The organism is Paeniglutamicibacter gangotriensis Lz1y (assembly GCF_000348945.1).
GTDB classification, from domain to species: Bacteria; Actinomycetota; Actinomycetes; order Actinomycetales; family Micrococcaceae; genus Paeniglutamicibacter; species Paeniglutamicibacter gangotriensis.
Window position 1 is genome coordinate 137,420 of record NZ_AOCK01000005.1, and the last position, 24,673, is coordinate 162,092.

Sequence of the window (24,673 nt, forward strand, 5' to 3'; positions counted from 1 at the left end):
TTTTCTCGAAAGAGACCCCGTGGTGGCAAGTGGCCGCCAAGTAGCGTAACGTAGAGCTTGTAGTTCTAGTTTTTCTCGCAGTAAAGCAGTGCAAATACCCCCTTGCCGGGGCGAGTACCTTTCTGAACCGCGTTGAATCACGTAGCTGCAAGTGGATTCCACAGTGGACTTCACTCCCCTACGTCCCATTTCAGGACAGTCTCGAAAGGACACCCCCATCATGGCAACAGGTACCGTTAAGTGGTTCAACGCCGAAAAAGGCTTCGGCTTCATCGCTCCGGACGACAACTCGGATGATGTCTTTGCACACTACTCCGCCATTCAGTCGAACGGCTTCCGCTCGCTCGAAGAGGGCCAGCGCGTAGAGTTCGAAGTTACCCAGGGCCAGAAGGGCCTGCAGGCCACCGATATCCGCGCTGTCTAAGCTCGGGCATCACCTGCAGCTTCTAGCTGACTAATATGGGCGTCGCTCCTTCGGGAGTGACGCCCATATTTGCGTTAACACCGAATTACCAAGTGAACGACCCATGCTCTGCATCCTTGGTCTCCAGATGGAACACCAGATCTTGTTGCCCTTGCGGCGCCACGATGACGAACCATTCCTCCATTCCGGATGATTCGTCCGCCACGGGCCCAAGCCTGCGCACGACCAGGTTCAAAAACACGCCGTCCTGCGACGTCGAGGCCCGCTGCACCACCACCAATTCACGCCGGATATTCGTGACGTACCCCTGAGCTCGGGCCGCCTTGAGGTTGTCCAGGTTCTCCCCGATCAGCTCCTTCCGAAATATCGCCACAGTCTGGTCCCCACCGGCTGCCAAGAGCGCAGACCCGTGAATACCCCCGATGATGTCCGCCAGATCCACCAGACAATGTTCGGGCAAGTCCGGGTCCGTCCAATCGGGCTCGTTGGCGACCATGGCGCTTCCAGCGTTCGACCACTCATCCACCGCCGTCAACAAGTCGGCGGCACTCTGTGCTTCGCTTCGGGCATCCAAGCCTTCGGACTCGAGAAGTGAACCTGTTCGAGGGCAATCAGGCGGCAGCTGGGCCAAGCGGTCTGGAACGTGGACGGTGGACGGCACCGGTTCGGGAGGGTCTGGAACCAGCACGGTGCACGCTCCCAAGAAACCTGCCAGCAGGGTGCCGGCCAGCAGGCGAGCCAGCTGCTTCATGGCCCTGATGATACCCGCGTCCGAGGTAGGCGAGTGTGTTCTTCTATACCTCCGGGAATGAAAACGCGCGAGTGCTCGTTGCCGCAACTGTGAGCATTCCATTGTCGATCCTTGATCTTGCCCCTATCCGCCGCGGCGGCACCGCCGCCGAGACCTTCGCGCAGAGCGTTGAACTGGCGCAAACCGCAGAAGCCACCGGATACAACCGTGTCTGGTACGCCGAACACCACAACATGGGCACCATCGCCTCCTCGGCGACCTCGGTGCTCATCGGCCACATCGCCCACCACACCAAGAGCATCCGTCTGGGTGCCGGTGGCATCATGTTGCCCAACCACTCACCGCTGGTGATCGCCGAACAATTCGGCACCTTGGAAACTATCTTCCCGGGCCGCATCGATCTAGGGCTGGGACGTGCCCCGGGCACCGACCAGGCGACCTTCCGCGCCCTGCGCCGCGATCCCGCGGCCTCCGACGCATTCCCCCACGATGTCCTAGAGCTCCAGGGATTCCTCGGGGAAACCTCGCGGATCGCAGGCATCAACGCCTATCCGGGCCGTGGCACCAACGTCCCGCTCTTCATCTTGGGATCAAGCCTTTTCGGCGCTAAGTTGGCAGCCCAGCTGGGCCTGCCATATTCCTTTGCTTCGCACTTCGCCCCCGATGCCCTCGTCCAGGCCACCACCGTGTACCGCAACGAGTTCCGGCCTTCCGAGTTCCTGGCCGCGCCGTGGGTGATTGCCGGGGTAGGGGTCGTTGCCGCCCAGACCAACGCGGAGGCACATGCCACCTTCGAGCAGGTACGCCGCGACCGCATCCGGATGATGCTGGGCCGCAACCGGAGTACCGAATTCACCGACGAAGAGGTGGAAATGCTGCTTGATACCCCGCATGGGGACTCGATCATGAACATGCTCAAGTACACCGCCGTCGGCGACGGGGCAACGGTGGCGCAGTACCTCGAGGGGTTCGCTCGTACCGCGCAGGCCGACGAGCTGATCACCGTACACAGCACCAGCGATCCCGCCCAGCGCCTCGAATCGGTGAAGATCACCGCCGAGGCCATGTCCTTGGTCCCGGCGAACTAGTAACACCCAACAACATGACAACGGCCGCCGGGGAAACTGTTCCCCGGCGGCCGTTGCTCTGTCGCGTGTCAGCTAGCTGACCAACGGCCAGTTTTCACTCTTATCTCTCGGGAACATCCCTGAGCTGTTGCCCCACCTCCGATCCACCCGCGCCAAGGCTCCCCCGCGACACCGGGTCTTTACACCAGCACTCGACCGACGGCATCCGGAAGGTCTACGGTTGAAATGGACCCAACGATGAGGTGTCAAAGTTGGCGGATTTCAACGAACTGGTGGCCTCGGCGCGGACTGCCTACGTCCGCGGGGATTGGCCTGCCTCCTATCGATTGCTCAGCAACGCAAGGTCTCAGTCGGAATTGGCCACCGCTGATCTGAATCTTTTGGGCCGTTCGGCATGGTGGATTGGCCGTGTCAGGGAATCTTTGGAGATCTCAGAAGAGGTTTTCAACCGTTTCCAAGACGCCGACGATGCACAAGGTACCGCCAGACAGGCACTTAATCTCGCGTTACCGTGGCTCATCGGCGGGAACCCGGTCATCGCCTCGGGGTGGGTCAGCCGCGCCCGGAGGATCTTGCAGGAACTGCCCGAGTGCCCCGAACACGGCTACCTGATCTATGTTGACGCGGCCTTCGCTTTGAGTTTCGGGGATCTGGCCCCGGCACGAGAGGCCGCTGCCGCGCTGCAGGAGATGGGCCGGCGCCTACATGCGCCGGCGCTCAAGGCATTCGGGCTGGTCATCTCCGGGCTGGTCGACCTCCGCAGCGGCAACACCGTGTCAGGTTTTGCCCAATTAGACGAGGCAATGCTGCCGGTGCTGGCGGGCCAGCTACCGCCGGAGTGGGCCGGCGACATCTATTGCAACGTGATCCACGCATGCCATGAGCTGGCGGATCTGCACCGGATGCGGGCCTGGACCCAGGCCACTGAACGATGGTGCGAGCAGTTTCCCGGCGAGGTGGTGTTCTCCGGGATCTGCCGAATCCACCGGCTGCAGCTGCTGAGCCTCGAAGGCGGCTGGGAATCCGTGGAACATGCCATCGAACAAAGCGGTGCCGAACTCGTGGGCCGGAGCAACTGGGTTGCCGGAGAGGCCTTCTACCAGCTCGGCGAGCTCCGCAGGTTACGAGGGAATGCCAAGGGCGCACGGAGCGCCTATGACAGAGCCCGCGAGCTGGGAACCGAACCGCAACCCGGGGAGTCGCTGCTCCAGCAAGCCGCCGGGGACCATGATGCGGCCTGGGCGGGATTGTGCGCGGCGTTGGCCGGGCGGGACAGGCTGGCGGGTGCCCGGCTGTTGGAATCAGGGGTCGGGATCGCCCTCGAGCTCGGGCAGCTTCAGGATGCCGAACGCCTATGCATGCAGCTCGAGGAAACGGCCGAGGTGTTCGCCACCGGGGGTATAAGAGCGTGGGCCGGCCGGGCTCGGGCCGCCGTGCTGATTGCCGCCTCGCGGTACGCCGAGGCCCTTCCCCTGTTGCAGGGCGCCGCCCGCGAATACGCAGGGTTGCATTCCCGCCATGAAACGGCCAAGACCTACGAGCTGTTCGCGCAGGCGCACCGCGGCCTGGGACAACCCGAAATCGCCGCAGCGGATGAAGCGACGGCACTGGCCATCTATCGGGAGCTGGGAGCCCTTCCGGATGCGCGGCGCCTGACCGGTGCAACAAACCCGGGTGGCCTCACCTCCCGGGAAGTTGAGGTCTTGGCATGCATCGTCGGCGGCTCCACCACCAAGGACACCGCCGAGGCGCTTTTCATCAGTCAGAAGACCGTCGGGCGCCACCTGGCGAACATCTTCACCAAGATCGGTGTCTCCTCGCGGACCGCTGCTGCTGCGTGGGCCCACGAGCACGGGGTCCAAGCGCGCCGCTGAGCACCGCACCGAGAATCAATGCCGAGGCGGTCCACCAAGGATAGGTAGGAACCGGCCCTTCCTCGTTCCTACATGATTCGACCCAGCCCGGCCTTGCCTCACTGGGTATCCTGCCCGACGCGCGGATCCCCGCGGGCGCCTAGCGTGGAAAGTGCAAGATCCCCACGGAGGAACCAGGAGGACCGGACATGGACATCGACGCGGCAGTTCTGGCCGGCAGCATCTCCAGCATCATCTTCGTGGGCAGCGTCTTGCCGATGGTCATCAAGGCGGTGCGTACCCGGGACATGGCTTCGTACAGTCTGGGAAACCTCTTGCTGGCCAACACGGGCAACCTCATCCATTCCGTCTATATCTATAGTTTGCCCGTTGGCCCCATCTGGGTACTCCATGGCTTCTACGTGGTCACCACCGGCTTCATGCTGACGATGTATCTGCTCCATGCGGGCCCCCGGCCACCGCGACAGCCCTCTGCCACGGCCGCTGCGGCAAGACTCAGCGTCCTGGACGCAGGAGCCACGGCCGATCTCGTAGTCGCCGCACATCCGGGGCCACTGCGCCCCACCCCAATCAAGGAAGAACCATGAGCCTCGACCATGAAACCCCCACCCTCTCGACCGAACCTCGGCAATTCGACGCCGAGGCCGCTTCGGCCTTCGCCGGACGCTTCCTCGGGATCCTCAACGACGCAGCAATCGCCCTGTTGACCAGTATCGGCCACCAGACCGGGCTGTTCGAAACCCTCGCTGGATTGCCCGCGGCCACCAGCGAGCAGATCGCCCACGCCGCAGATCTTGACGAACGCTACGTGCGTGAATGGCTGGGCGGCATGACGACCGCCCGCGTCGTTGACTACAACCCCGTAGCCAAGACGTATCTTCTGCCGCGCGAACATGCCGCAGTGCTGACCAGCGCCGCCGGCGCCAGCAACGTTGGCCTGTTGATGCAGCACATCTCGATGATGGGCGAAGTGGAGCAACAGATTATCGACAAGTTCCGGCACGGCGGCGGGCTGGCCTACGCCCAATACCCCCGCTTCCACCGGAACATGGCCGAAACCAGCGCTGCGGTGCACGACACCGCACTGCTGGATTCGATCCTTCCCCTGGCAGCGGACTTGCCGGGGCGGCTGAAGGCCGGAATCGACGTGGCCGACATCGGCTGCGGCCGCGGCCACGCGGTCAACCTCATGGCCGGGGCCTACCCCGCCAGCAGGTTCACTGGATACGATTTTTCCGAAGACGCCATCGCAGCCGCCCGCTCCGAAGCCCAGGACCTGGGACTGGCAAACGCTCTCTTCGAGGTGCTCGATGTCGCAGAGCTGGACATCGATTCCGGCTTCGACGCGGTGACGGCCTTCGACGCCATCCATGACCAGGCCCATCCGGCCAGGGTGCTGACCATCATCCGGCGGGCGCTGCGACCAGACGGGGTGTTCCTGATGGTGGATATCAAGGCATCGAGCAAGGTGGAAGAGAATATCGGGGTCCCGTGGGGCAGCTACCTGTACGCGATCTCAACGTTCCACTGCATGAGCGTTTCACTTGGGCTCAACGGAGAGGGATTGGGCACGGCCTGGGGATCACAGCTTGCACTGTCGATGCTCGCCGATGCCGGCTTCGGCTCGACCGAGTACAACGAGATCGATTGGGACCCCTTCAACGCCTACTTCGTGGCCAGGCCGTAGGGCCCGACCATGCAACGGCCGCCGGGAATATATTTCCCCGGCGGCCGCTGTCATGTCGGTAGTCATTTCATCGGGCGCCTATCTGCCCGGCAGCACCCAGCGGCGTACGCCCATCACCATGAGGGTGATCAGCAGCAGCGTCAGCAGCCCGTCGGCGGCAATGTAGAAGTAGTGCCAGCTCGATCCGCCGGATTCCACCCCGGCCAGCACGGATTCGGTCCGCTTGGACAAAAACGGCCTGATCAAGGCGACCTTGGCGAGCAATACCAGACCCAGCGAGGCAACCACCCACAGGTAGGCCCTATCCAAGCCGCGCTTGACGCAGGAGGCGGCCAGCACGATGAAGAAGATGACCTCCACGATGTTCATCGCCGCGAAAACCAATTGCCCGATCCCCAGGCCCAGGGCCAAGGTCATGCCAGGTCCCAAGAACTTCAACGGGGTTTCGATGAACGAAATCCCCATGATGAGTCCCATCCACAGTCCCGGTACCAGGATCCTTCCCGCGGCGGCAAGCAATGCCGGTCGGCTGATGGCCGGGGTAAAGAATCGGGGGGTTGTGTCACTGTCCATATACTGACCTTACCCCGGCGGAAGAGCCGGATCCGCGCACAAAAAAGTGCCCATTCCCATACGCGTCGATGGGACATAGGCTGTTATCAAGCGGGGTTCAGTCACATATCCCGGACGTTCGAAGAAAGAGGGACATGATGGGCAACAGCTTTGATGACACCATCTTTGATGAGCCAATTGACGATGACATGTACGAGCCCGACGACGGCCGGGACGGACAACCCTATGAAGGTTCCTCCGACAGTCCGGAGTCGATGACGGCCATGGACCCGCTGCGCAAGCACCTGTACCTGCTCGACGATGACCTCACCGCCGCGGACACGGATCAGGACGAGGAGACCGTCGAAGAGGAATGGACCGCGGACGAAGTCCTCGAGGAAGAGACCCAGTAGGGTCCCCGCCCGTCTAGGATAGGACGAGCGCGGTCAGTAAGAGGTCCGCGCTCTCACCTCTTCCAAGGCACAGGAGCCCTAATGGTCAACCCGGTACATTTGCGCACCCTGCTGGAAGTGGTGCGACACAAATCCTTTGCCTCTGCCGCGCTGACCCTGGGTTACACCCCCTCTGCGGTCTCCCAGCAGATGTCAGCGTTGGAACGGGACACCTCGACCACGCTCTTTGCTCGTGGAGCCAAGAGCATCGAGCCGACCCCTGCCGCGCTGACCATGGTGCGGCACGCCAAGCGCGTGCTCACGGACATCGATGCGCTGGTGGCCGCCACTGCCTCTCCCGACTTGGATCCCAGCGGCAAGCCGCTTCAGGAACTGCGCATCGGGATCTTTCCGTCCTTGGCCACCTTCGCGCTGCCACGACTGCTTGGCTCCCCCGATTGGGAACAGCTCGGCATCGCGCTACGCGTGAACGTGGGTGAACCGCACCAAACCATTGCCGGGCTGCGCCAAGACGGAGACCTGGATCTGGCGCTGATCTTCCAGGTCGGTCAGGCCGGGCTCGCCTGGCCTGCCCAGCTCGAACGCCAGTGGCTGGGTGACGACGCGTTCCGCGTGGTGGTACCCGCCGCCTGGAAACTCGACGGCAGCTCGGTATTTTCCACGGCCCAGCTCGCCGATATGCCGTGGATCATGCACCACCCGGGCACCTCCGATGCCACGATGATTTCCCGGCTCTTCTCCGCCTTCAACGTCCATCCGCGGGTGGTTGCGCACTGCGATGACTTTAATGCCTCGCTTCACATGGCCAGTGCCGGTCTGGGTGCGGCGTTGGTCCCGGAGCTGGCCATGCTGCAGGCTCCCGAAGGCATCCAGGTAATCAATGCCCCGGAGATCCGTCTGGCCCGCAGCATCTTCGCCCTGCGCCCCGAAAACCGGGAAAATCACAAGGTCGGGGTGTTCATGGACCGACTCACCAAGGTCTTGGCCGAATGGAGCATTGGCCCCCATCGGTCTTAGCCCGGCACACCTCCGCCCCGGGTTAAACGTCGAGCACCACCAGGATGCCGACAACACCGAGGCATAGCACCGCGGCACTCATGGAGAATACCGCCACAACATCTGCCCGCAGCCTGTCGGCAGTGATCCCGTGAGAGGCCACGGCGTAACGGTAGCGCTGCGTGGCATAGATGCCACCGGCAGCCAGCAGTGCCAACAGGATCATCGCCACGATCCCGATCCCGTAGTGCGGCAGCCAACGCACGAACACCAGGGCGGCCACGCAGAGCGACAGCGTCGTTCGACCCCAAGACATGACCGTGCGCTCGGGTTGCAGGCCAGGATCCTGGTGCAGGGGTTCGGGCGCGGATACGCTCATTGGCTCACGGCGATCAGCACCGCCACCACGGCCGCGGCCAGCGCGCCGCCCAGTCCCAGAATGGGGATGATCAATGGCAACGGCATCGGCCGCGAATGACGCATGGACATCTCGACGCCGCGCCAACGCATGGCAGCACCGCCGCTGATCAGCATCCCGATGATGATCAGCAACACCGAGATCCCGGTGCGCAACGGACCCGGGAAGGCGTCCGCCGCGAAGGCCTCAAGCGCAATGCCTCCGGCCAAAAAGGCCAGCGCGGTGCGGATCCAGGCCAGGAACGTACGTTCGTTGGCCAGCGTGAAGCGCGGGTCGGGCTCCTTGCCCCCGGGCAACACGCGCCGGGCGATGGACCCACGCTCGTCATTAGGCTCGGTCGATGACATGTACCGGCGTGCTCCCTTGTGGTTTGTCTCCTCGGAATCGGTGATACCCACCACTACCGGAATTTACTTCTCAGGATACCGGGCAGCCGTAGCTACGCGCCAACCCTCCCACGTCACGTGAACACGCGGTGTGCAGCGCCCCCAGACAGCTACGGAAGGGAACAAGCCACCAGGAACTGTGGGACTTCGTGTCACTGTCGGGGGTTTCGCCTCGGAGCCAATTCGGCGATATCTTGGCATCACCCCCTTCATCGGCATTGCAACGAATCAGGATGATCACGATCACCAGCCACATCCACTCCACCCGCATCGGACCTCTGGGCCTGATTGAGCTGCGGCGGCCCACGAGCATCAACGCACTGACCTTCTCGATGCTTCAGGAACTGACCCGGGTGTTCACAACCTGGCGGAACGACCCAGCAATCTCGATGGTGGTACTGCGCGGGTCCGGGGAGCGAGGCTTCTGCGCCGGCGGGGACATCAAGGACTTCCACGCAGCGGTCTCCGGCGGGGGCCATGCGGAGTTCTTGGCGTTGCTGTCCCTCGAGTTCGATCTCAACGAGATGATCGCTACCTACCCCAAGCCGGTCCTCACGCTGGTCCATGGGTTATGCATGGGCGGCGGGATCGGGCTGGCATCGCACGCCTCGATCCGTGTCACCACACCGGAGGCAAGCTACGCGATGCCCGAGACCCGCATCGGCTACAGCCCCGATGTGGGCGGGACACACCTGCTCGCACGCGCCCCGGGGCATCTGGGCGAGTATCTGGCGCTGACCGCCTCGACATTCACCGGCACCGACGCCGTAGAACTTGGCTTTGCCGACATGTTGGTGGACCCCACCCGTTTTGCCGAACTCCTCGATTCCTTGGATGACTTTATCGCGATGCCTGCTGCAGAGATCGCTGCCGGGATCGAGGTCCTCTTCGGGTCCTTCGCCCCCTCGCCGCTGGCCTCCGCACGGCCATGGATCGACGCAGCCTTCAGCGCCCCGGATCTTCCCGGAATCTTGGATCGCCTCGATGAGATGGTTCATCCTGCCGCGGCGCAGACCGCCGCCGCGATCCGTGCCAACGCCCCGACCTCGCTGGCAGGTGCTCTTGCGGCCGTGCGCGCGGCACGGGCCGAGGATCATCTGCGCTCGGCATTGGATCGGGAACTGCGGCTGGCCGACTACCTCATGCACCGCCCAGACCTTGCCGAGGGGATCAGGGCGCAGGTCATCGACAAGGACCGGAATCCCCGGTGGAACCCGGCGCGTTTCGATGAGGTGGATACCGCAGCAATCGCCGGACTCATCGAGGGCCCTGCCTAACGGCAGTCAAAGACTTACTCTTTCATCGAGCGCAGCGGGCGTATCCCGGCTAGCGTTGCCGCGGCCATGGCCGAACCCAACACCAAAAACGCCCCGCCGGCGCCCAGCGCGGTCGCGAAGATGCCCACGCCCACCGGGATCACCGATTGTCCAAGCCGGTTGCCCAGCAACCTGATCGACATCCAGGTCCCCCGGGTGCCGTCGCTGGCGGCGGTGGAAACCACCGTCATGCTCAACGGCTGGCCCAGGCCCAGGCCGAGCCCGGCCCCGATAAGCAGCGCCGCCATCAGCGGCACCGGCAGTTCTAGCACCAGCAATCCGACCAGCACCGCCGAGATACCGGTGGACCCCAGCAGCAACCTGGCTCTGCCCACCGAACGCACCAGAAAATCCATGCCCAGGCGCGAGAGCACCGTGGCGACGGCACGCAGCGCTAGCAGCATGCCGATGGTTTGGGTGGAGATGCCGCGTTCGACTCCGAGTGCCGGGAGGTAGACCTGCATCAGGTCGATGGTGCACAGCACCATCATGCTCAGCCCGATGGAGGCGATCAGGGTGTTGCGGGCCGCCGGCTCCACCGCCAGGGCGGCGCGCAGCTTCACCGGCGCCGGTTCCCTGGTGGCGCTCACCTGCCGGCGGTGCCGCATCATGAAGAAGGTGGCCACCAGCAGTGCCAGCGAGGAGGCCAGGTAGGCGCGCAGCAGCACCGCGGTATCCGGGATGACAGCCGCTCCGCCTAAGAATCCGAGCAGCAGTGGCGCCGCGGCCTGCGCCACTGCCGTGACCATGGTGTAAAAACCGAAGACTTTGTCCATGTTCCGGCTCTGAGCCGAGGCCAACCGGCTCTGTTCCCCGATCAGGCTCATCAGGTGGCCCACACCCAGGATCAGGTTCCACCCCAGTAGTGCGGGCAGCGATGGGGAGGCAAAGAGCAATCCGGCCCCCGAGCCGAGCATCAGCAGCGCGCCGAGAAGCAGCACCTGCTTTTCATGCCCGCGGTCGGTGGCCCGTCCGATGGTGATGGCTAGGAAAACCGGCAAGATCGAAAAACTGGCCACCACCAGACCCAGCAGCCCGGGGTCCACGCCCAGTTCCAGTGCCCGGTAAGAGGTCGCCGGGCGCACCAGATACACGGCACCCTGCAGAAAGAAGGCATGGGCGAGCACCGAAGGGAAACCGATACGCGGCGCGTTGGGGTGCATGGACCTGATTATTCCGCGCTCCCGAACCGCGCCGCGCATTCATGACGCGTTCTCAAAGAGTTGGTGGCGTGACCTTTGCTGCCGGGCGACCTTCGGGGCGTTCGGCGTGCGGGTGCACCGGGGCGACAATGTGGCGCGTGGAGTCCTTGGGTTCCACGCGCTGTGGCGCCACGGTCCCCACCACGACGGGTTCCGGTTCGCGTTGGGTCGGCCACGGCATCGGGGCATGCTCACCGAAGGCGTCGGCGTCGGCTTCCTCCCAATCCATGGCCCAGCCGCGCGGCGGGGCATCGAGCAGTTCGCCGGGGGCCAGCCAATTGTGCAGGACCGCATAGCTGCGGGTCGTGAGGTGGTCGACGCGTCGGCGCAGCATCCGGGTGTTCAGCTGTGCCGGGGAGCTCACGCCCATGGAGGCCATTAGCTGCGCCGCTTCCTGAACGGTGAGCTTGTGGTAGTTGTAGACCCGGTTGCCCTTGTCCTCTACATCAAGTGCCCGCATCAGCCGCGGGTCCTGGGTGGCTACGCCCACGGGGCAGCGGTTGGTGTGGCATTTCTGCGCTTGGATGCAGCCGGTGGCCATCATCATGGAGCGGGCGCTGAAGGTGAAGTCTGCGCCCTGGATCAGTCGTTTGACCACGTCGGAGCCGGTGGCGATCTTGCCCGCGGCCCCGATCCGGATCTTGCTGCGCAATCCGCAACCGACCAGTGCGGTGTGCACCAGCATCAGTCCCTCTGTCAGCGGGGTACCCACGTGGTCCTCGTACTCCAACGGAGCTGCTCCGGTGCCGCCCTCAGAACCGTCGATGGTGATGAAGTCGGGGGTGATGCCCGTTTCCAGCATGGCCTTGCACATTGCCAGCACGTCGGTGCGCGAGCCAACGCAGAATTTGAACCCCACCGGCTTTCCGTCGGATAGTGAACGCAGCTTGGCGACGAATTCCATCAACTCACGGGGAGTGGTGAAGGCCGAGTGGGAGGCGGGGGAAATGCAGTCGACGCCCATCGGGACCCCGCGTGTCATGGCGATTTCTTCGGTGATCTTGGCGGCCGGCAGAACACCGCCGAGGCCGGGCTTCGCACCCTGCGAAAGCTTGATGGTGATGCCTTTAACGCGTTCATTTGCTGCCTTTTGGGCGAACACCTCCGGGTTGAAGTTCCCTTCCGCGTCGCGGCAGCCGAAGTATCCGGAGCCGATTTCCCAGAAGAGGTCGGCCCCGTACTCCAGGTGGTAGGAAGCCAACCCGCCCTCTCCAGTTTCCTGGACGAATCCGCCCATCGCGGCACCCTTATTCATGGCCTGCACCGCGTTCTTGGACAGCGCTCCGAAGCTCATGGAGGAGACATTCATCAACGACATGTCATAGGGCTGGGTGCAGTGCGGTCCCCCGATGCGCACCCGGTGCTGCTCGTCGGTCACAGCGACGGGGGCAGTGGAGTGCAGCAGGAACTCGTAGCCCACCGCATTCACATCACGTTCGGTACCGAAGGCCTTGTGGCTGTCGGCCCCCTTAGCCCGTGAGTAGACCAGCGAGCGGGTGTCCCGGTCAAAGGGGCGGCCATCGGTGTTGGGCTCAATGAAATATTGCTGGATTTCTGGGCGAATCGATTCAAAGAGAAAGCGCATGCGTCCCAGCACAGGGTAGTTCCGCAGGATCGCGTGTTTGGTCTGGAACACATCATGGATCCCTAGCGCAAGCAGCAGGACTGCCACCGCGGCAATGACCCACCAGCCTTCCGGTCCGACGGATGCCGCCACGATTGTGATGAAGCCGAGCAGGGACAGTAACGCCAAAATCAGAAATCTCACCATCGTTCGAGCCTACAACCTCCAAACCCCTGTTCCATATGATTCAAGGCTTCCAGCCCCCTCGCGACCTCCTGATGCCCCCGAGCATGAACGTCACAACTTACCGTCGAGTAAGTTTTTTCCTCAAAACCCTTGCAAACCTACCCGCGAGTAAGTTCAATGGTTCTAGTCCATTCTGTTATCCAGATCACACCCTGACCGCGATTCTGGCCACACCGGCCGCAGGACCACCCAGCTCCACCGGGCCATGGCGCCTGACGTACTTCGGTGCGCCCAAAATCGCCACGGTCTTCCACCGCACCACCAACGATTTCAACCCCAAGGAGTCCAGTTGAATGCACATCTGGCGGCCAAGCGGCATACATTGCTGCACGCCATCATCACCGTTTTGCTCGGCCTGTTCCTGATCGCCTTCGTGGCTTTCTACGCAATGTTTTCCTCGCAGGTTGCCACCGGCGCCTCCGACTTGAACAACGGCATGGGCAAGGCCAATGACGGCGTAGCCAAGCTTGCTGACGGTTCCACCTCGGCGGCCTCGGGCGCCGAGGAACTCGCAGCTGGGACAAGCGCCTTGTCCTCCGGCTCGCAGGAACTCGCCGATGGTGCACAAAGCGCCGCAGATGGAGCCACCAAGCTGGGCGAGGGCGCAACCTCACTGCATGCCGGCACCTCCAAGCTGTCGGTCGGTGCCCAGGATGCAGCCACAGGATCTTCCAAACTCGGCCGCGGTGCCGCCGACCTGGCAACCGGAGTGAACAAGCTGGCCACCGGATCCAACTCCGTCGATGCGGCCGCCGGACAGCTCGATGCCGGGGCCGGCAAGCTGGCCACCGGGGCCAAGGATGCACAGGTAGGCGCCGATGCGCTCAGTGATGGTTCTTCCAAGCTCGCCACCGGAGCCGGAGACCTGGCCGCGGGTACCGCCACCTTGGACGCTGGGGCGAAGTCCCTGAAGGACGGTTCACTGAAACTCTCGGCAGGCATGTCAGAGCTGGGAATTGGAGCAGGTCAGGCTAACGCCGGCGCTCAGGATCTTTCAGCAGGCGCGCAGCAGGTCGCCACCGGTGCAGGTGCAGCCCATGACGGCGCACAAAAACTCGCCGCCGGAACCGAAGCGGCCAAGGCTGGAGCCGAGAAGCTCGCCGCCGGCACCACGAGTGCAGCAGCAGGTTCCGACGCGCTGGCCGCAGGAAGTGGCAAGCTCCTCGGAGGCGTGGAAGAACTAGCCAGCAAGGCCCCTGCCCTGCTTGAAGGCGTAGCCTCCCTGAAAAACGGTTCCGGACAGCTGGCCACCGGCAGCACCAAGCTGGCCAAGGGAACCAAGTCACTGTCCGCCGCCGCTCCGCAGCTGAGCGAAGGCATCGCCGCCGCCAACCAGGGCGCTGCCGGTGTTCAAACCGGTGCCAAAAACCTGTCCGCCGGATTGACCGAGGCTGATTCGAAGACCGGAGATCTTACCGACGGATCCACGCGTCTGGCCAAGGGCATGGGCGACCTCGCGGCATTGATGAAGAAGGACCCGGCCGTCCCCGCCGGTCAGCTGATGGAGAAGATCAATGCGCTCAACGAAGATTCCCAGGAACTCAACGGCGGCATGAAGAAACTGCATGCCGGTACCACGGAGCTGAAGGCCGGGGCCAAGAAACTTGCCACCGGCAGCGACCAGCTCTCCAAGGGCATGGCAACTCTGAAGTCCAGCACCAAGGACCTTCCGGCCCAAACCAGCGCGCTGAACGACGGTGCTCAGGCCTTGAAATCCGGTGCCGCCACGCTTGATGGCGGACTGGGTGAACTCAGCGACGGGTCAAAGGAACTGGGCCAAGGCATTGGGGCTCTGAAGGCCGGAGCCACCGATCTGAACGCCGGTGCCCAGGACCTCAATTCAGGGCTCGGTGCTCTCGATGCGGGATTCAATGACAAGAAAAAGGGTCTGATGGCCGGCATGGGCTCATTGGGCAACGGCGCCACGGAACTGGCCGAAGGCACCGATGCGCTGGCCGCCGGCACCACCAAGCTCAGCACCGGTGCAGGTTCCTTGGCCACGGGAACGGCATCACTTGAGGACGGAGCAGGCAAGCTCACCAACGGTGCCCAGGATCTGGCCGAAGGCGGGACTACCCTAGCCACGGGCACCTCAAGCCTGAATGACGGTGCCGGCAAGCTGGATTCCGGTGCGAAGGAACTTGCCGCTGGCGGCAAGAAGCTGGCTGCCGGGACCGATATGCTCGCCAGCGGAACCGGCGAGCTCAAGGCAGGCACCTCCAAGCTGGCGGCTAACACCCCCGCACTGGCCCAGGGCGCAGAATCGGCAGCAGCCGGTGCCGCCAAGATCCAGACCGGTGCCAGCAGCTTGGCGGAAGGAAACGCAAAGCTTGCTCGTGGTGCAGGAGATCTGGACGCCGGGGCAGCCAAGCTGGCCGGCGGAACCGAAACCCTAGAGTTGGGCCTCGAAGCCCTACGCAAGGGGTCCGGGGATCTCTCCACCGGTGCCGTCCGTCTCGACGAAGGTGCCACCACGTTGGCCGCGGGCAACTCGGAGCTCGCAAACGGCTTGTCCACGTTGTCCGAGGGCTCTACCCAACTGGCCAGCGGCACCTCGAAGTTGGAGGCCAGCACGCAAGCGGTTTCTGCGGCCAAGATCAGCAGCGGCCCCAGCGCCCTGTTGCTCTTGATCCCGTTGGCACTGTTGCTGATCCCGGCGCTGATCATGGCTCGCAACCGTCGCTACCTCCGCCGCTAAGCGCTAGCAAAAGAAAGCCGCACCACCGTTGATACGGCCGTGGCCCGCACCGAACGTCCCGGTGCGGGCCACGGCCTTTTCGGTCGCATCCGTGGGGCGAGTCGTCACTGTAATAGGTCTTCGGTGCGGCAGGCACTAGCGTGGAGCCGGTCGCAAAATTAGTTCGAAGTGAGGATATTCGTGGGAACAACAATCCGCATTGGCATTGCCGGTTATGGAAACCTAGGGCGCGGGGTGCAGTCCGCCATCGCCAAGAACCCCGATATGGAATTGGTGGGCGTCTACACCCGCAGGGACCCGGCAACACTGTCCTTGCCCGGGGGTGCCTCAGCCTTCCACATGGATGAGCTGGTCAAGCACACAAACGACATCGATGTGCTGATCCTTTGCGGCGGTTCCAAGTCCGATCTGCCCGAACAGACCCCCGCGTTGGCCGCTCTCTTCAACACCGTCGATAGCTTCGACACCCACGCGAAGATCCCCGAGCATTTCGCTGCGGTCGACGCCCCGGCCACCACTGCCGGTAAGACCGCGCTGATCTCCGCCGGTTGGGATCCGGGAATGTTCTCCATCAACCGCGTCTACGGCGAGGCTTTGCTTCCCGACGGCGAAACCTACACATTCTGGGGCCGCGGCCTAAGCCAGGGCCACTCGGATGCCGTCCGCAGGGTTCCTGGCGTTGCCGCAGGTGTCCAGTACACGATCCCGAGCACCGAGGCCATCGCCAAGGTCCGCGCCGGGGACCGCCCCACGCTCAGCACCCGCGAGAAGCACGTGCGTGAATGTTTCGTCGTGCTCGAGGACGGTGCCGACGCCGAGGTGGTCAAGACGGCCATCGTGACCATGGAGCACTACTTCGATCAGTACGAAACCACGGTGAACTTCATCGATGCAGCCACGCTGGCTTCGGAGCACTCCTCAATGCCGCACGGCGGATTCGTCTTCCGCAGCGGCAACACTTCCGACTCCCACGCACAGGTCATCGAGTACTCGCTGACGCTCCAGTCGAATCCTGAATTCACTTCCAGCGTGCTGGTGGCCTATGCCCGCGCGGTGCACAAGATGAACCAGGCCGGCCAGATCGGCGCCAAGACGGTCTTCGACGTCGCTCCCGGCCTGCTGTCCCCCAAGTCGCCAGAGCAGCTGCGCGCCGAAATGCTGTAGTTCGCACGTTCAACAAGGAGTTCTAGTGGGCGCGGGCCATGAGGTCCGCGCCCACTGGCGTTTCCGTGCTCCGGTGATTATTTGCGGCGTTTGACCCGTCGCGGCTTCTGCAGCCAGCCCCTGAGCAATTGCGTGGTGACGGGCAGGAAGATGTAAGTCATCAGCGGAGTCAGGATGGCGATGTTCAGCAGCACGGCCAACACCAGGGGCCAATCGGCCAACAGCGGCATCAACAACAGGTTGGAGAGCAGGCTCAACGGGAAAAACGGGAGGAAGATACTCACCGCTTGTTTCCAACGCGGCGGAACCACCGTCTCGGTAACGGTCAGCTGGGTGTCTCCGTGTTGCTCGAACCAACCTTCGATCCCCGTACGGTGCTCCACCTTGGTGATTTCAACAAGTTCTGCAGCGCTGTCAATCCACCAGCTGCGTTCCTCGGATTCGTCCCAGGCTGCCAGCGTTTTCTCCGAGGAGAAGCGGTAAAGCACGTGCCATTCATTGGAATCAGGTGCCGTGCGGATCCACCCGGACCCAAGATAGCCGTTCCATTCGCGGGCCAGTTCCTGGCCGGCCTGGACCCAGGCATTGAAGCGACGGTGGTGTTCGGGCAGTACAGTCCGGGTTATGGACACGGTGATGGGGTTCGCTTGTGGCATTCCCATAATCTAGTGCCTTCGGCCGCCTCCCGGCGACTCTTCCTTGGCACGGCGGCACCGCAAGAATAGGAGTCTTCGGGGTAACAGAGGATCGGCGGGCCGTCCCCATCACCAGGCGATGCACCAACAGCGCACTAGACTGCACTTATGCTGGACAATTCGTTCTCGCCGACCGCCAGCTGAAGCCGTGCCCACCTTCGTGATTGGACAACCCGTGTTTACCGGCCTCAGTGCTTTCCCGCTCACCCCACTGCGCGATGACGCCTTCGACGAGGCCGCTTATGCGGGCCTAGTCACCCGGTTGGCAGAGGCCGGGGTCGACTCCATTGCGGCCCTCGGATCCACCGGGTCCTACATGTACCTGGAGCGCAACGAGCGCCGTCAGGCCGCCCGGGCCGCGGTGGAACATGCCGGGGCGATCCCCGTCATCGTGGGGATCGGTGCTTTGCGAACCTCCCAGGTCCAGGCCCTGGCTTACGACGCGCAGGAGGCCGGCGCCTCCGCGGTTCTGCTCGCCCCCGCCACCTACCAGGGGCTCGGGGATGACGAGGTGTTCTCTCTGTTCGAGGATGTTACGGCAGGTTTGTCTGTGCCCTTGGTGGTCTACGACAACCCCGGGACCACCCATGTCACGTTCACCGACGAGCTCCATGCCCGTATCGCTTCCCTGGCCCACGTGGCATCGATCAAGATTCCCCCGGTCTCCACAGATCCCGATGCGGCGGCGGCGAGGGTGCGGAACCTGCGTGACCGTATCCCGGCCGAAGTGACCATCGGGGTCTCGGGCGATGGTTCGGCGGCGGCCGGCCTCCAGGCCGGATGCGACGCTTGGTACTCGGTCATCGCAGGCACCCTCCCGGCACCGGCGCTGGCGATCACCCGCGCCGCGCAGGCCGGAGACTTCGAAGCGGCCCTCGCGGAATCAGCCAGGCTGGCTCCCCTGTGGTCATTATTCGCCGAGCACGGCAGCTACCGGGTCACCGCCGCGATCGCCGAGCAACTGGGCTTGGTCGCCGGGTACAGCCTGCCGCGCCCCGTCCAAGGACTCGGGACTGCAGCGCGTGTACGCGTTGCGGAGATCATTGATGAACTGCATCTGGTCCCCTGACCGATCAACCGGGCAACCTGGTGATCGGGGCTCTCGGCGAGCGCTACGACCAGCCCACCACTAGCCGCGCAGCCTGCGTAGGTATCGTCGGATCCACCCCGGTGATCTGGGCGAAGCGCTTCAGCCTGTTCATCAGGGTGTTGCGGTGGCAATACAACCGATCCGCTGCCTGGGCGATGCTGCCGGTTTCTAGATAGGCCACTACCGCTTCGCCAAGCCTGCGTCTCTCGGTGGTCCCGCAGTCCTCGAGGGAACGTTCAACGTCTCCGAGCCCCGGCGCCCCGGACCGCTCGAGCTCACGGCGAGCCATGCGGGCCCAGCCCCGCGACCAGGTCATCGCCCCGCGTTCCTCCGGTTCGAGCAGCTTTGCCAACGAGGCGGCGACCGTCGCAGTCTGCGATACCCGCTCAAGGGTGCACCCCTCTCCAATCAATCCGCAGGTCAACCGTTCAAGGCTTGCATAGAGCCGGCCGGCTCCGGAGCCTGCACGAACCCCCAGTGGAAAGAAGACCACCAGAACGTCGGCCCGTGAATAGCTCAGCACCTCGTGACCTGCCTGCGCATTGGCTAGCGCCAGGCGCATGGCCGGGATGTTCTCCCACGAAGCGACGGCAACCACGTATTCGGTATCCAGATCCTGACCCAGCTCTTCGGCAATCCGTTCCAAGTCCGCCGGAGTCAAGTTCTTTTCGCTGAAGAGCGTGGCCAGGTAACCCTGTCGCATGTTTGCCGCTTCGGCCTGGATCCGACTCAGTTCATCGACGTAGGCCTGCTGGGTCTGGCCCGCGTAACCGTCAACAACTTCCCACACCCTGGCGGTGTGTTCCACCAGCAAGGGCGCATCCTCCGGTACGGCGATCGAGGTGATAGCCTCCCAGATCACCGAGAAATCCAGCCGGATCGCTGTCATCAACGCCTCGATCGGCACTCCTGCCCTCGCCCTGGACACCCCCACGTCCAGCGCAATCGCATCACGCTGCTCCAGGTACTCCGGGGCATCGGCATCGACCTTCATCGCCAGGATCAGTGCCTCGAAGGATGCGCTGCCGGTGCGCCTGATCTCGCTGATCGGCAGCGGCGACTGCGCATAGACCGGAATGTCACCCAGACGCTCAAGGAATTCTTCGGTCAGGTTCCCGACATCGAGCCTGTTCAAGAGCGCAGTCCAGCGCTCCTCACCGCCCTTTTGTCTGTTTCGCGTATTTACGATGCCATAATCCGATCCCATCACCCCATAATATGTGCTTTTGCACTGATAGTGGCGTACAACTCGTGATGAATCGTGCGCTGCATCACGCCGAACATTTGGCAAGATGGTCTCAGTCCCCCGGCATTCGGATGGCCGACATCAATCCAGCGGCCCTCCCCTTGAGATCAGGCAGAAACTTCCCATGAACCACACTTCAACACTCGAAGCGGGTGCAACCCAACAGATCTCCGACAAGGAGGCGACCAAGGTTGCCATCGGCGCCCTTATTGGCACGGCCATGGAGTGGTACGACTTCTTCCTCTTCAGCGCCGCAGCCGCGCTGGTGTTCAACGTCCAGTTCTTTGAAAGCCAGAACGCCACGGCAGCGGCCATGGCAGCCTTCGCAACCTTCGGCGTGGGACTCGTGGCCCGCCCCATCGGCGGCATGATCTTCGGTGTGATGGGAGACAAGATCGGGCGCCGCAAGACGCTCATGGTCACCATCGTCGGCATCGGCATCATCACCGGGCTCATCGGTATGCTGCCGACCTATGCCGCCATCGGGATCGGCGCGCCGATCCTGCTGGTCTTCCTGCGCATCGCCCAGGGCCTGTTCGTGGGCGGCGAGTGGTCCGGCGCCATGACCATCGTGGTGGAGAATGCGCCACTGCACCGCCGTGCCCGCTACGCGGCACTGCCGCAGATCGGCTCACCCATCGGCACCATCCTGTCCTCCGGCGGCTTCTTCCTGATGACGGTGTTCTTCTCCCAGGAAAGCTTCGATGCCTGGGGCTGGCGTGTCCCGTTCCTGGCCGCGATCCCGATGCTGCTGGTGGCTCTCTACATTCGTAGTCGCCTCGACGAGTCACCGGTCTTCAAGGAACTGGTGGCGAAGGGTGAAACCGAGAAGGCCCCGATCCGCACCACGCTTGTTGAATCCTGGAAGCACATCATCATCGGCATGGCCGCCGGAATGCTCGGGATCGGCGGCTTCTACCTGGTGACGGCCTTCGTGGTCTGGTACGGCGTGAACATCCTTGACTACAAGCCATCGCTGATGCTGCTCGGTGGCATCATTGCCGCCGTCGTCGAAATCCCGGTGCTGATCCTCGGCGGGCGCCTCGGCGAGCGCTTCGGTTCCTCCAAGGTCATCACCTACGGAGGCATCCTCTCCGCGATCGTCGCCTGGCCGGCCTTCCTGCTCATCGATTCCGGTAGCGAGGTGCTGGTGGTCGTTGGCATGACCCTGGCCGTCGCTGCGCTCTCCCTGCCCTACGCCGCTTCCGGCACCGTGCTGACCGGCTTGTTCCCCGCCAAGACCCGCTACACCGGTGTGGGCTTCGCCCAGAACACCGCGGGGATGATCTCCGGGTTCATCCCATTGGCCGCCACCGCTCTGGTTGCGTCCGCGTCGGGCCACTGGTGGCCCGCGGCAGCCATGCTCATCTTCCTCTCGCTGTTCACCGCCGTTGCCGGTGTCATCGCCCCGCGGATGAGCGTCAGCCTTCCCGGGTTCAAGCACTAAGCATTGCATCACGGTTTCCCCGCGTGCCGTGGCCGCGGGGAACCAGGGCTCCATCATCTTTACTACGCTCCACCACAAAGGATCAGCACAGCACATGACCACCTCAGCCGGACACCTCATCGTCAAGACCCTCGAATCCCACGGCGTATCGCGCGTCTATGCGGTTCCGGGCGAAAGCTACCTCGACGTGCTTGATGGCCTGCACGATTCGACCATCCACACAGTGGTCACCCGCCACGAGGGCGGCGCCGGCTTCATGGCGTTGGCCGAGGGCCGACTGAGCTCGACCCCGGGAATCGCCATGGTCACCCGTGGACCCGGTGCCGCCAATGCCATGATCGCCATCCACACCGCTTGGCAGGACGCCACGGCCATGGTCCTGTTTGTCGGGTTGATCCCGTTGGCTGACCGCGGCCGCGATTCCTTCCAAGAGTTCAGCCTAGAAGGTTGGTTCTCCACCACCGCCAAGGCCGTCTATGTCCTGGACGACGAACATCAGGCCGGCGATCTGGTGGCCCGCGCCATGCGGCTTGCCTCCACCGGGCGTCCGGGACCCGTGGTTGTGGGCCTACCCGAAGACGTCTTGGTCCGGCTGACCGATTCTCCCGTTCCCGCGGTCCTCCCCCTGCCCGAGGCCGCACCGAGCACGGCTGCGCTTCAGAAGCTGTCCATGATGCTGAGCACCGCACAGCGTCCGGCGATCATCGTGGGAGGAGACGGCTGGGATGCCGATTCTTCGGCCGCATTAGCGCAGTTCGCCGTCGACGCCCACATCCCGGTGCTGGCTGATTGGCGCGCCTACGATGTCATCGACCACGATTCTCCGGCCTACGCCGGATGGTTGGGCTATGGCCGGGCCGAGCGCACTGTTGCGGCACTGAACGATGCGGACTTCTTGGTGTTCATTGGCTGCACGCGTTCCGATGTGCTCTCCGAGGGCTACAAGGCCGCGTTGGACACCCCCACCGTCGTGGTCTCGCTCGATGCTGAGTTGGTCGGCCATGCCGGACGCATCGACGCGCAACTGTGCGTGGGTCCCGCCGAGTTCCTCGCCGCACTGCCCTCCGGCGACACCCTGCGTGGAACCCGTGGAACTGAATGGATACAGCGTCTGCGCACGGAGCAGCTCGGATTCACCACCCCCGGACCCGACGGCGGCACCGGCGTTGACCTGGGCATCGCCTTCGAAGCACTAGAAGCGGCCCTGGACCAGGACCGAATCATCACCTACGGCGCCGGCAACGCCACACTGTGGGGCCACCGCTACCTGTCCCACCATGGACCCCGGTCCCTGGTGGGCCCGCGCAACGGGGCCATGGGGATTTCCGTTCCGGCCGCTGTGGCCGCGAGCATCATGCACCCGGGACGCCACGTCGTGGCCATCTGCGGTGACGGCGACTTCTTCATGAACGCCCAAGAACTTTCGGTCGCCTTCGCCCATGGCGGTACTCCGCTCATCATCGTCATCGACAACGGAATCTTCGGCACGATTGTGGCCCACCAACAGCAGCACTACCCGCAACGACCCTCCGGCACCTCGATGGAGAACCCGAACTTCGCCGAATGGATCCGAGCATTCGGCGGGCACGGGGAGTTCGTGGAATCCACCGAAGACTTCGCCGCGGCGCTGGACCGGGCCATGGCCAGCGGGCTGCCGGCAGTGCTCCATCTGAAAACCGATCCCACCACTATGGGCCCGGGCACCGTGGCACACCGTGCGGAGGTCTCGGCATGAGGCTCGACCTGCTGGTGCGCGCCGGCACCATTCTCACCATGGACGAAGCCCGCCCGACGGCCAGCAGCATGGGAATCATCGGCGGACGCATCGTGGGGTTCGACGAGGAACTTGAGGGCTGCACCGCGGATGCCACCGAGGACTTCGGCACGGCATGCATCACCCCGGGGTTCATCGACGCCCATTGCCACACCACGTGGTGGGGACTGGGACTTTCCTCCCTTGATCTCTCCGGTGCACGGGGCCTGGAGGAACTCTATGCCCTGCTCGAATCCGAAATGATCAGGCTCGAATCCCGCCCCGATGCATGGCTCAACGGCACCGGATTCAACCACAAGCACCACGACGGACTGTTCCCGGACATCGCTAGGCTCGATGCGATCACCGGGGACCGCCCACTGTATTTGCGCCACGTCTCCGGGCATGCTTCCCTCACCAACACCGCCACGCTCCGTCTGGCAGGTGCGTTGGACCCGGGATTCGAGGATCCCGTGGGAGGTGCGGTGGTGCGTGATGCCCAGGGATCTCCCACCGGGTTGGTCGAGGAAGCAGCCCAGGGGATCATCCAGAAAATGGTGCTTCCGTACTCCGTGGAGCAGCTCGTTGACGCCGTGGACGCGGCCACCACGCGCTATGCGGCAGAAGGCATCACCTCCTTTACCGAGGCAGGGATCGGCGGCGGATGGATCGGCCATTCCCCCATCGAAGTCACCGCCTACCAGCAGGCCCTTGCCGCAGGAAAACTGCGTGCCAGGGCACAACTGATGCCGGCCCTCGACGCGTTGCGCCCCCAGCAGTCACACCCGACAGATGCCCATGGAACGGGGACCGGACGCGGGCTGGACTTGGGTCTGGTCGCGGGATTCGGCAACGAACAGCTTTCTTTGGGACCGGTCAAGGTCTTCATGGACGGATCACTTTTGGGCGCCACCGCCGCGGTGACCGAGGATTATTGCGGACACGAGCACAACACCGGGTATCTGCTTGATGACCCCCAGGCCTACCGCGAACGAGTGGCCGCCGCCTACCGCTCCGGCTGGCCCATTGCCTTGCATGCCATCGGGGATGCGGCCATCGATTTAGCGATCGAGATCATTTCCGGGCTGCAGGAAAAGCACGGTCCCAACGCGCTGCCCAACCGTATCGAGCACTTCGGCATCGCCCGGCCCGACCAAGTCGAGGCCGTGGCCCGGCACGGCATTGCGGTAACCCCGCAAGCCTCCTTCATCGGTCCGCTCGGAGACCAATTCGCCAAGCTGGTCGGCCCCGAGCGCGAGGGTTGGCTCTATCGCGGCCAATCACTGCTTGATGCCGGAGTTTTGGCGGCGGGCAGCTCGGATCTCCCCGTGGCGGATAACAACGTGCGTCGGGCCATGGCCTCGGCCGTTGACCGCATCACCGACAACGGCAAGGTGTTGGGCGGGGCCTCCGAATGCATCTCCCCTCTCGAAGCTCTCCGTCTCTACACGGTCAATGCCGCCAGGGCCACCGGCCTGCTGGCAGACCGCGGATCTTTGGAACGCGGGAAGCTGGCCGACTTCGTGGTGCTTTCCGGTTCCCCGTTGGATGCCACGGATATTGCCGCACTCCAGGTCCAAGGAACCTTCGTCGGCGGCAAACAGAGCTACGCCGCTACCCATTCCAGCGCATTTGCCGCCAGTTGAAGCGCTCCCCACAACGT

22 protein-coding genes are annotated in these 24,673 nt (G+C 63.7%); 14 read left to right on the top strand and 8 right to left on the bottom strand.

The features are described from left to right. Window positions 1-220: 220 nt before the first annotated feature. The gene (gene cspE, locus ADIAG_RS09775) at window positions 221-424 is read left to right on the top strand and encodes a transcription antiterminator/RNA stability regulator CspE (RefSeq protein ID WP_007271190.1); all 204 of its coding nucleotides are present in this window, start codon (window positions 221-223) and stop codon (window positions 422-424) included. Window positions 425-509: 85 nt separating this feature from the next. Here cspE and ADIAG_RS09780 read toward each other — a convergent pair whose 3' ends face one another. Further along, window positions 510-1,175, bottom strand: a complete 666-nt coding sequence (locus tag ADIAG_RS09780; RefSeq protein ID WP_007271191.1) for a hypothetical protein — start codon at window positions 1,173-1,175, stop codon at window positions 510-512. An 89-nt stretch (window positions 1,176-1,264) separates the two neighbouring features. Between ADIAG_RS09780 and ADIAG_RS09785 the strand changes: the two genes are divergently transcribed. From ADIAG_RS09785 to ADIAG_RS09800, 4 genes are all read left to right on the top strand, one after another. Continuing rightward, a complete protein-coding gene (locus tag ADIAG_RS09785; RefSeq protein ID WP_043474452.1) occupies window positions 1,265-2,263 on the top strand; it encodes an LLM class flavin-dependent oxidoreductase in 999 nt (332 codons plus the stop codon). A gap of 242 nt (window positions 2,264-2,505) precedes the next feature. Further along, window positions 2,506-4,137, top strand: coding sequence for a LuxR family transcriptional regulator (locus tag ADIAG_RS09790; protein WP_007271193.1), 1,632 nt, complete (start codon window positions 2,506-2,508; stop codon window positions 4,135-4,137). Window positions 4,138-4,325: 188 nt separating this feature from the next. Then, the gene (locus ADIAG_RS21860; protein ID WP_007271194.1) at window positions 4,326-4,724 is read left to right on the top strand and encodes a PQ-loop repeat-containing protein; all 399 of its coding nucleotides are present in this window, start codon (window positions 4,326-4,328) and stop codon (window positions 4,722-4,724) included. After that, window positions 4,721-5,824 (top strand): class I SAM-dependent methyltransferase, encoded by a 1,104-nt coding sequence (locus ADIAG_RS09800; RefSeq protein WP_007271195.1) that lies wholly within the window; start codon window positions 4,721-4,723, stop codon window positions 5,822-5,824. Before ADIAG_RS21860 ends, ADIAG_RS09800 begins: the two co-directional genes overlap by 4 nt. Before the next feature lie 78 nt (window positions 5,825-5,902). Here ADIAG_RS09800 and ADIAG_RS09805 read toward each other — a convergent pair whose 3' ends face one another. Beyond that, window positions 5,903-6,397, bottom strand: coding sequence for a hypothetical protein (locus ADIAG_RS09805; protein ID WP_007271196.1), 495 nt, complete (start codon window positions 6,395-6,397; stop codon window positions 5,903-5,905). 134 nt (window positions 6,398-6,531) lie between these two features. Between ADIAG_RS09805 and ADIAG_RS09810 the strand changes: the two genes are divergently transcribed. Both ADIAG_RS09810 and ADIAG_RS09815 read left to right on the top strand, forming a co-directional pair. Further along, window positions 6,532-6,789 carry a hypothetical protein gene (locus tag ADIAG_RS09810; protein ID WP_043474353.1) on the top strand — a complete coding sequence of 86 codons (258 nt, stop codon included), beginning with the start codon at window positions 6,532-6,534 and terminating at the stop codon, window positions 6,787-6,789. Between the two features lie 81 nt (window positions 6,790-6,870). Then, window positions 6,871-7,806 carry a LysR family transcriptional regulator gene (locus tag ADIAG_RS09815; protein WP_007271198.1) on the top strand — a complete coding sequence of 312 codons (936 nt, stop codon included), beginning with the start codon at window positions 6,871-6,873 and terminating at the stop codon, window positions 7,804-7,806. 22 nt (window positions 7,807-7,828) lie between these two features. Here ADIAG_RS09815 and ADIAG_RS09820 read toward each other — a convergent pair whose 3' ends face one another. Next, window positions 7,829-8,164 carry a DUF202 domain-containing protein gene (locus tag ADIAG_RS09820; RefSeq protein WP_007271199.1) on the bottom strand — a complete coding sequence of 112 codons (336 nt, stop codon included), beginning with the start codon at window positions 8,162-8,164 and terminating at the stop codon, window positions 7,829-7,831. Continuing rightward, window positions 8,161-8,550: a YidH family protein gene (locus tag ADIAG_RS09825; protein WP_007271200.1), complete on the bottom strand. Its 390-nt coding sequence runs from the start codon at window positions 8,548-8,550 to the stop codon at window positions 8,161-8,163. The genes ADIAG_RS09820 and ADIAG_RS09825 overlap by 4 nt, the downstream gene beginning before the upstream one ends. 272 nt (window positions 8,551-8,822) lie before the next feature. On the opposite strand from ADIAG_RS09825, the gene ADIAG_RS09830 reads away from it, so the two are divergent. Next, entirely contained in the window at window positions 8,823-9,866 is a 1,044-nt protein-coding gene (locus tag ADIAG_RS09830; protein ID WP_007271201.1) for an enoyl-CoA hydratase/isomerase family protein, read from the top strand. Window positions 9,867-9,880: 14 nt separating this feature from the next. On the opposite strand, the gene ADIAG_RS09835 is transcribed toward ADIAG_RS09830, so the two are convergent. Next, window positions 9,881-11,068 (bottom strand): MFS transporter, encoded by a 1,188-nt coding sequence (locus ADIAG_RS09835; RefSeq protein WP_051059892.1) that lies wholly within the window; start codon window positions 11,066-11,068, stop codon window positions 9,881-9,883. A gap of 52 nt (window positions 11,069-11,120) precedes the next feature. Next, on the bottom strand, window positions 11,121-12,878 hold the full coding sequence (locus tag ADIAG_RS09840) for an FMN-binding glutamate synthase family protein (protein ID WP_007271203.1): 1,758 nt from the start codon (window positions 12,876-12,878) through the stop codon (window positions 11,121-11,123). A 328-nt stretch (window positions 12,879-13,206) separates the two neighbouring features. On the opposite strand from ADIAG_RS09840, the gene ADIAG_RS09845 reads away from it, so the two are divergent. Both ADIAG_RS09845 and ADIAG_RS09850 read left to right on the top strand, forming a co-directional pair. Further along, a complete protein-coding gene (locus ADIAG_RS09845) occupies window positions 13,207-15,615 on the top strand; it encodes a YhgE/Pip domain-containing protein (protein ID WP_007271205.1) in 2,409 nt (802 codons plus the stop codon). A gap of 180 nt (window positions 15,616-15,795) precedes the next feature. Further along, window positions 15,796-16,779, top strand: coding sequence for a diaminopimelate dehydrogenase (locus ADIAG_RS09850; RefSeq protein ID WP_007271206.1), 984 nt, complete (start codon window positions 15,796-15,798; stop codon window positions 16,777-16,779). Window positions 16,780-16,856: 77 nt separating this feature from the next. Here ADIAG_RS09850 and ADIAG_RS09855 read toward each other — a convergent pair whose 3' ends face one another. Then, window positions 16,857-17,435, bottom strand: coding sequence for an antibiotic biosynthesis monooxygenase (locus ADIAG_RS09855; protein WP_043474472.1), 579 nt, complete (start codon window positions 17,433-17,435; stop codon window positions 16,857-16,859). A gap of 214 nt (window positions 17,436-17,649) precedes the next feature. Between ADIAG_RS09855 and ADIAG_RS09860 the strand changes: the two genes are divergently transcribed. After that, window positions 17,650-18,543 (top strand): dihydrodipicolinate synthase family protein, encoded by an 894-nt coding sequence (locus ADIAG_RS09860; protein ID WP_007271208.1) that lies wholly within the window; start codon window positions 17,650-17,652, stop codon window positions 18,541-18,543. Between the two features lie 43 nt (window positions 18,544-18,586). On the opposite strand, the gene ADIAG_RS09865 is transcribed toward ADIAG_RS09860, so the two are convergent. Beyond that, complete coding sequence (locus tag ADIAG_RS09865; protein ID WP_051059893.1) at window positions 18,587-19,699, bottom strand: PucR family transcriptional regulator; 1,113 nt, start codon at window positions 19,697-19,699, stop codon at window positions 18,587-18,589. Between the two features lie 235 nt (window positions 19,700-19,934). On the opposite strand from ADIAG_RS09865, the gene ADIAG_RS09870 reads away from it, so the two are divergent. From ADIAG_RS09870 to ADIAG_RS09880, 3 genes are all read left to right on the top strand, one after another. Then, the gene (locus tag ADIAG_RS09870) at window positions 19,935-21,257 is read left to right on the top strand and encodes an MFS transporter (RefSeq protein WP_007271210.1); all 1,323 of its coding nucleotides are present in this window, start codon (window positions 19,935-19,937) and stop codon (window positions 21,255-21,257) included. A gap of 94 nt (window positions 21,258-21,351) precedes the next feature. After that, window positions 21,352-22,992, top strand: coding sequence for a thiamine pyrophosphate-dependent enzyme (locus ADIAG_RS09875; protein WP_007271211.1), 1,641 nt, complete (start codon window positions 21,352-21,354; stop codon window positions 22,990-22,992). Next, window positions 22,989-24,656 carry an amidohydrolase gene (locus ADIAG_RS09880; protein ID WP_007271212.1) on the top strand — a complete coding sequence of 556 codons (1,668 nt, stop codon included), beginning with the start codon at window positions 22,989-22,991 and terminating at the stop codon, window positions 24,654-24,656. Before ADIAG_RS09875 ends, ADIAG_RS09880 begins: the two co-directional genes overlap by 4 nt. Window positions 24,657-24,673: the final 17 nt, after the last annotated feature.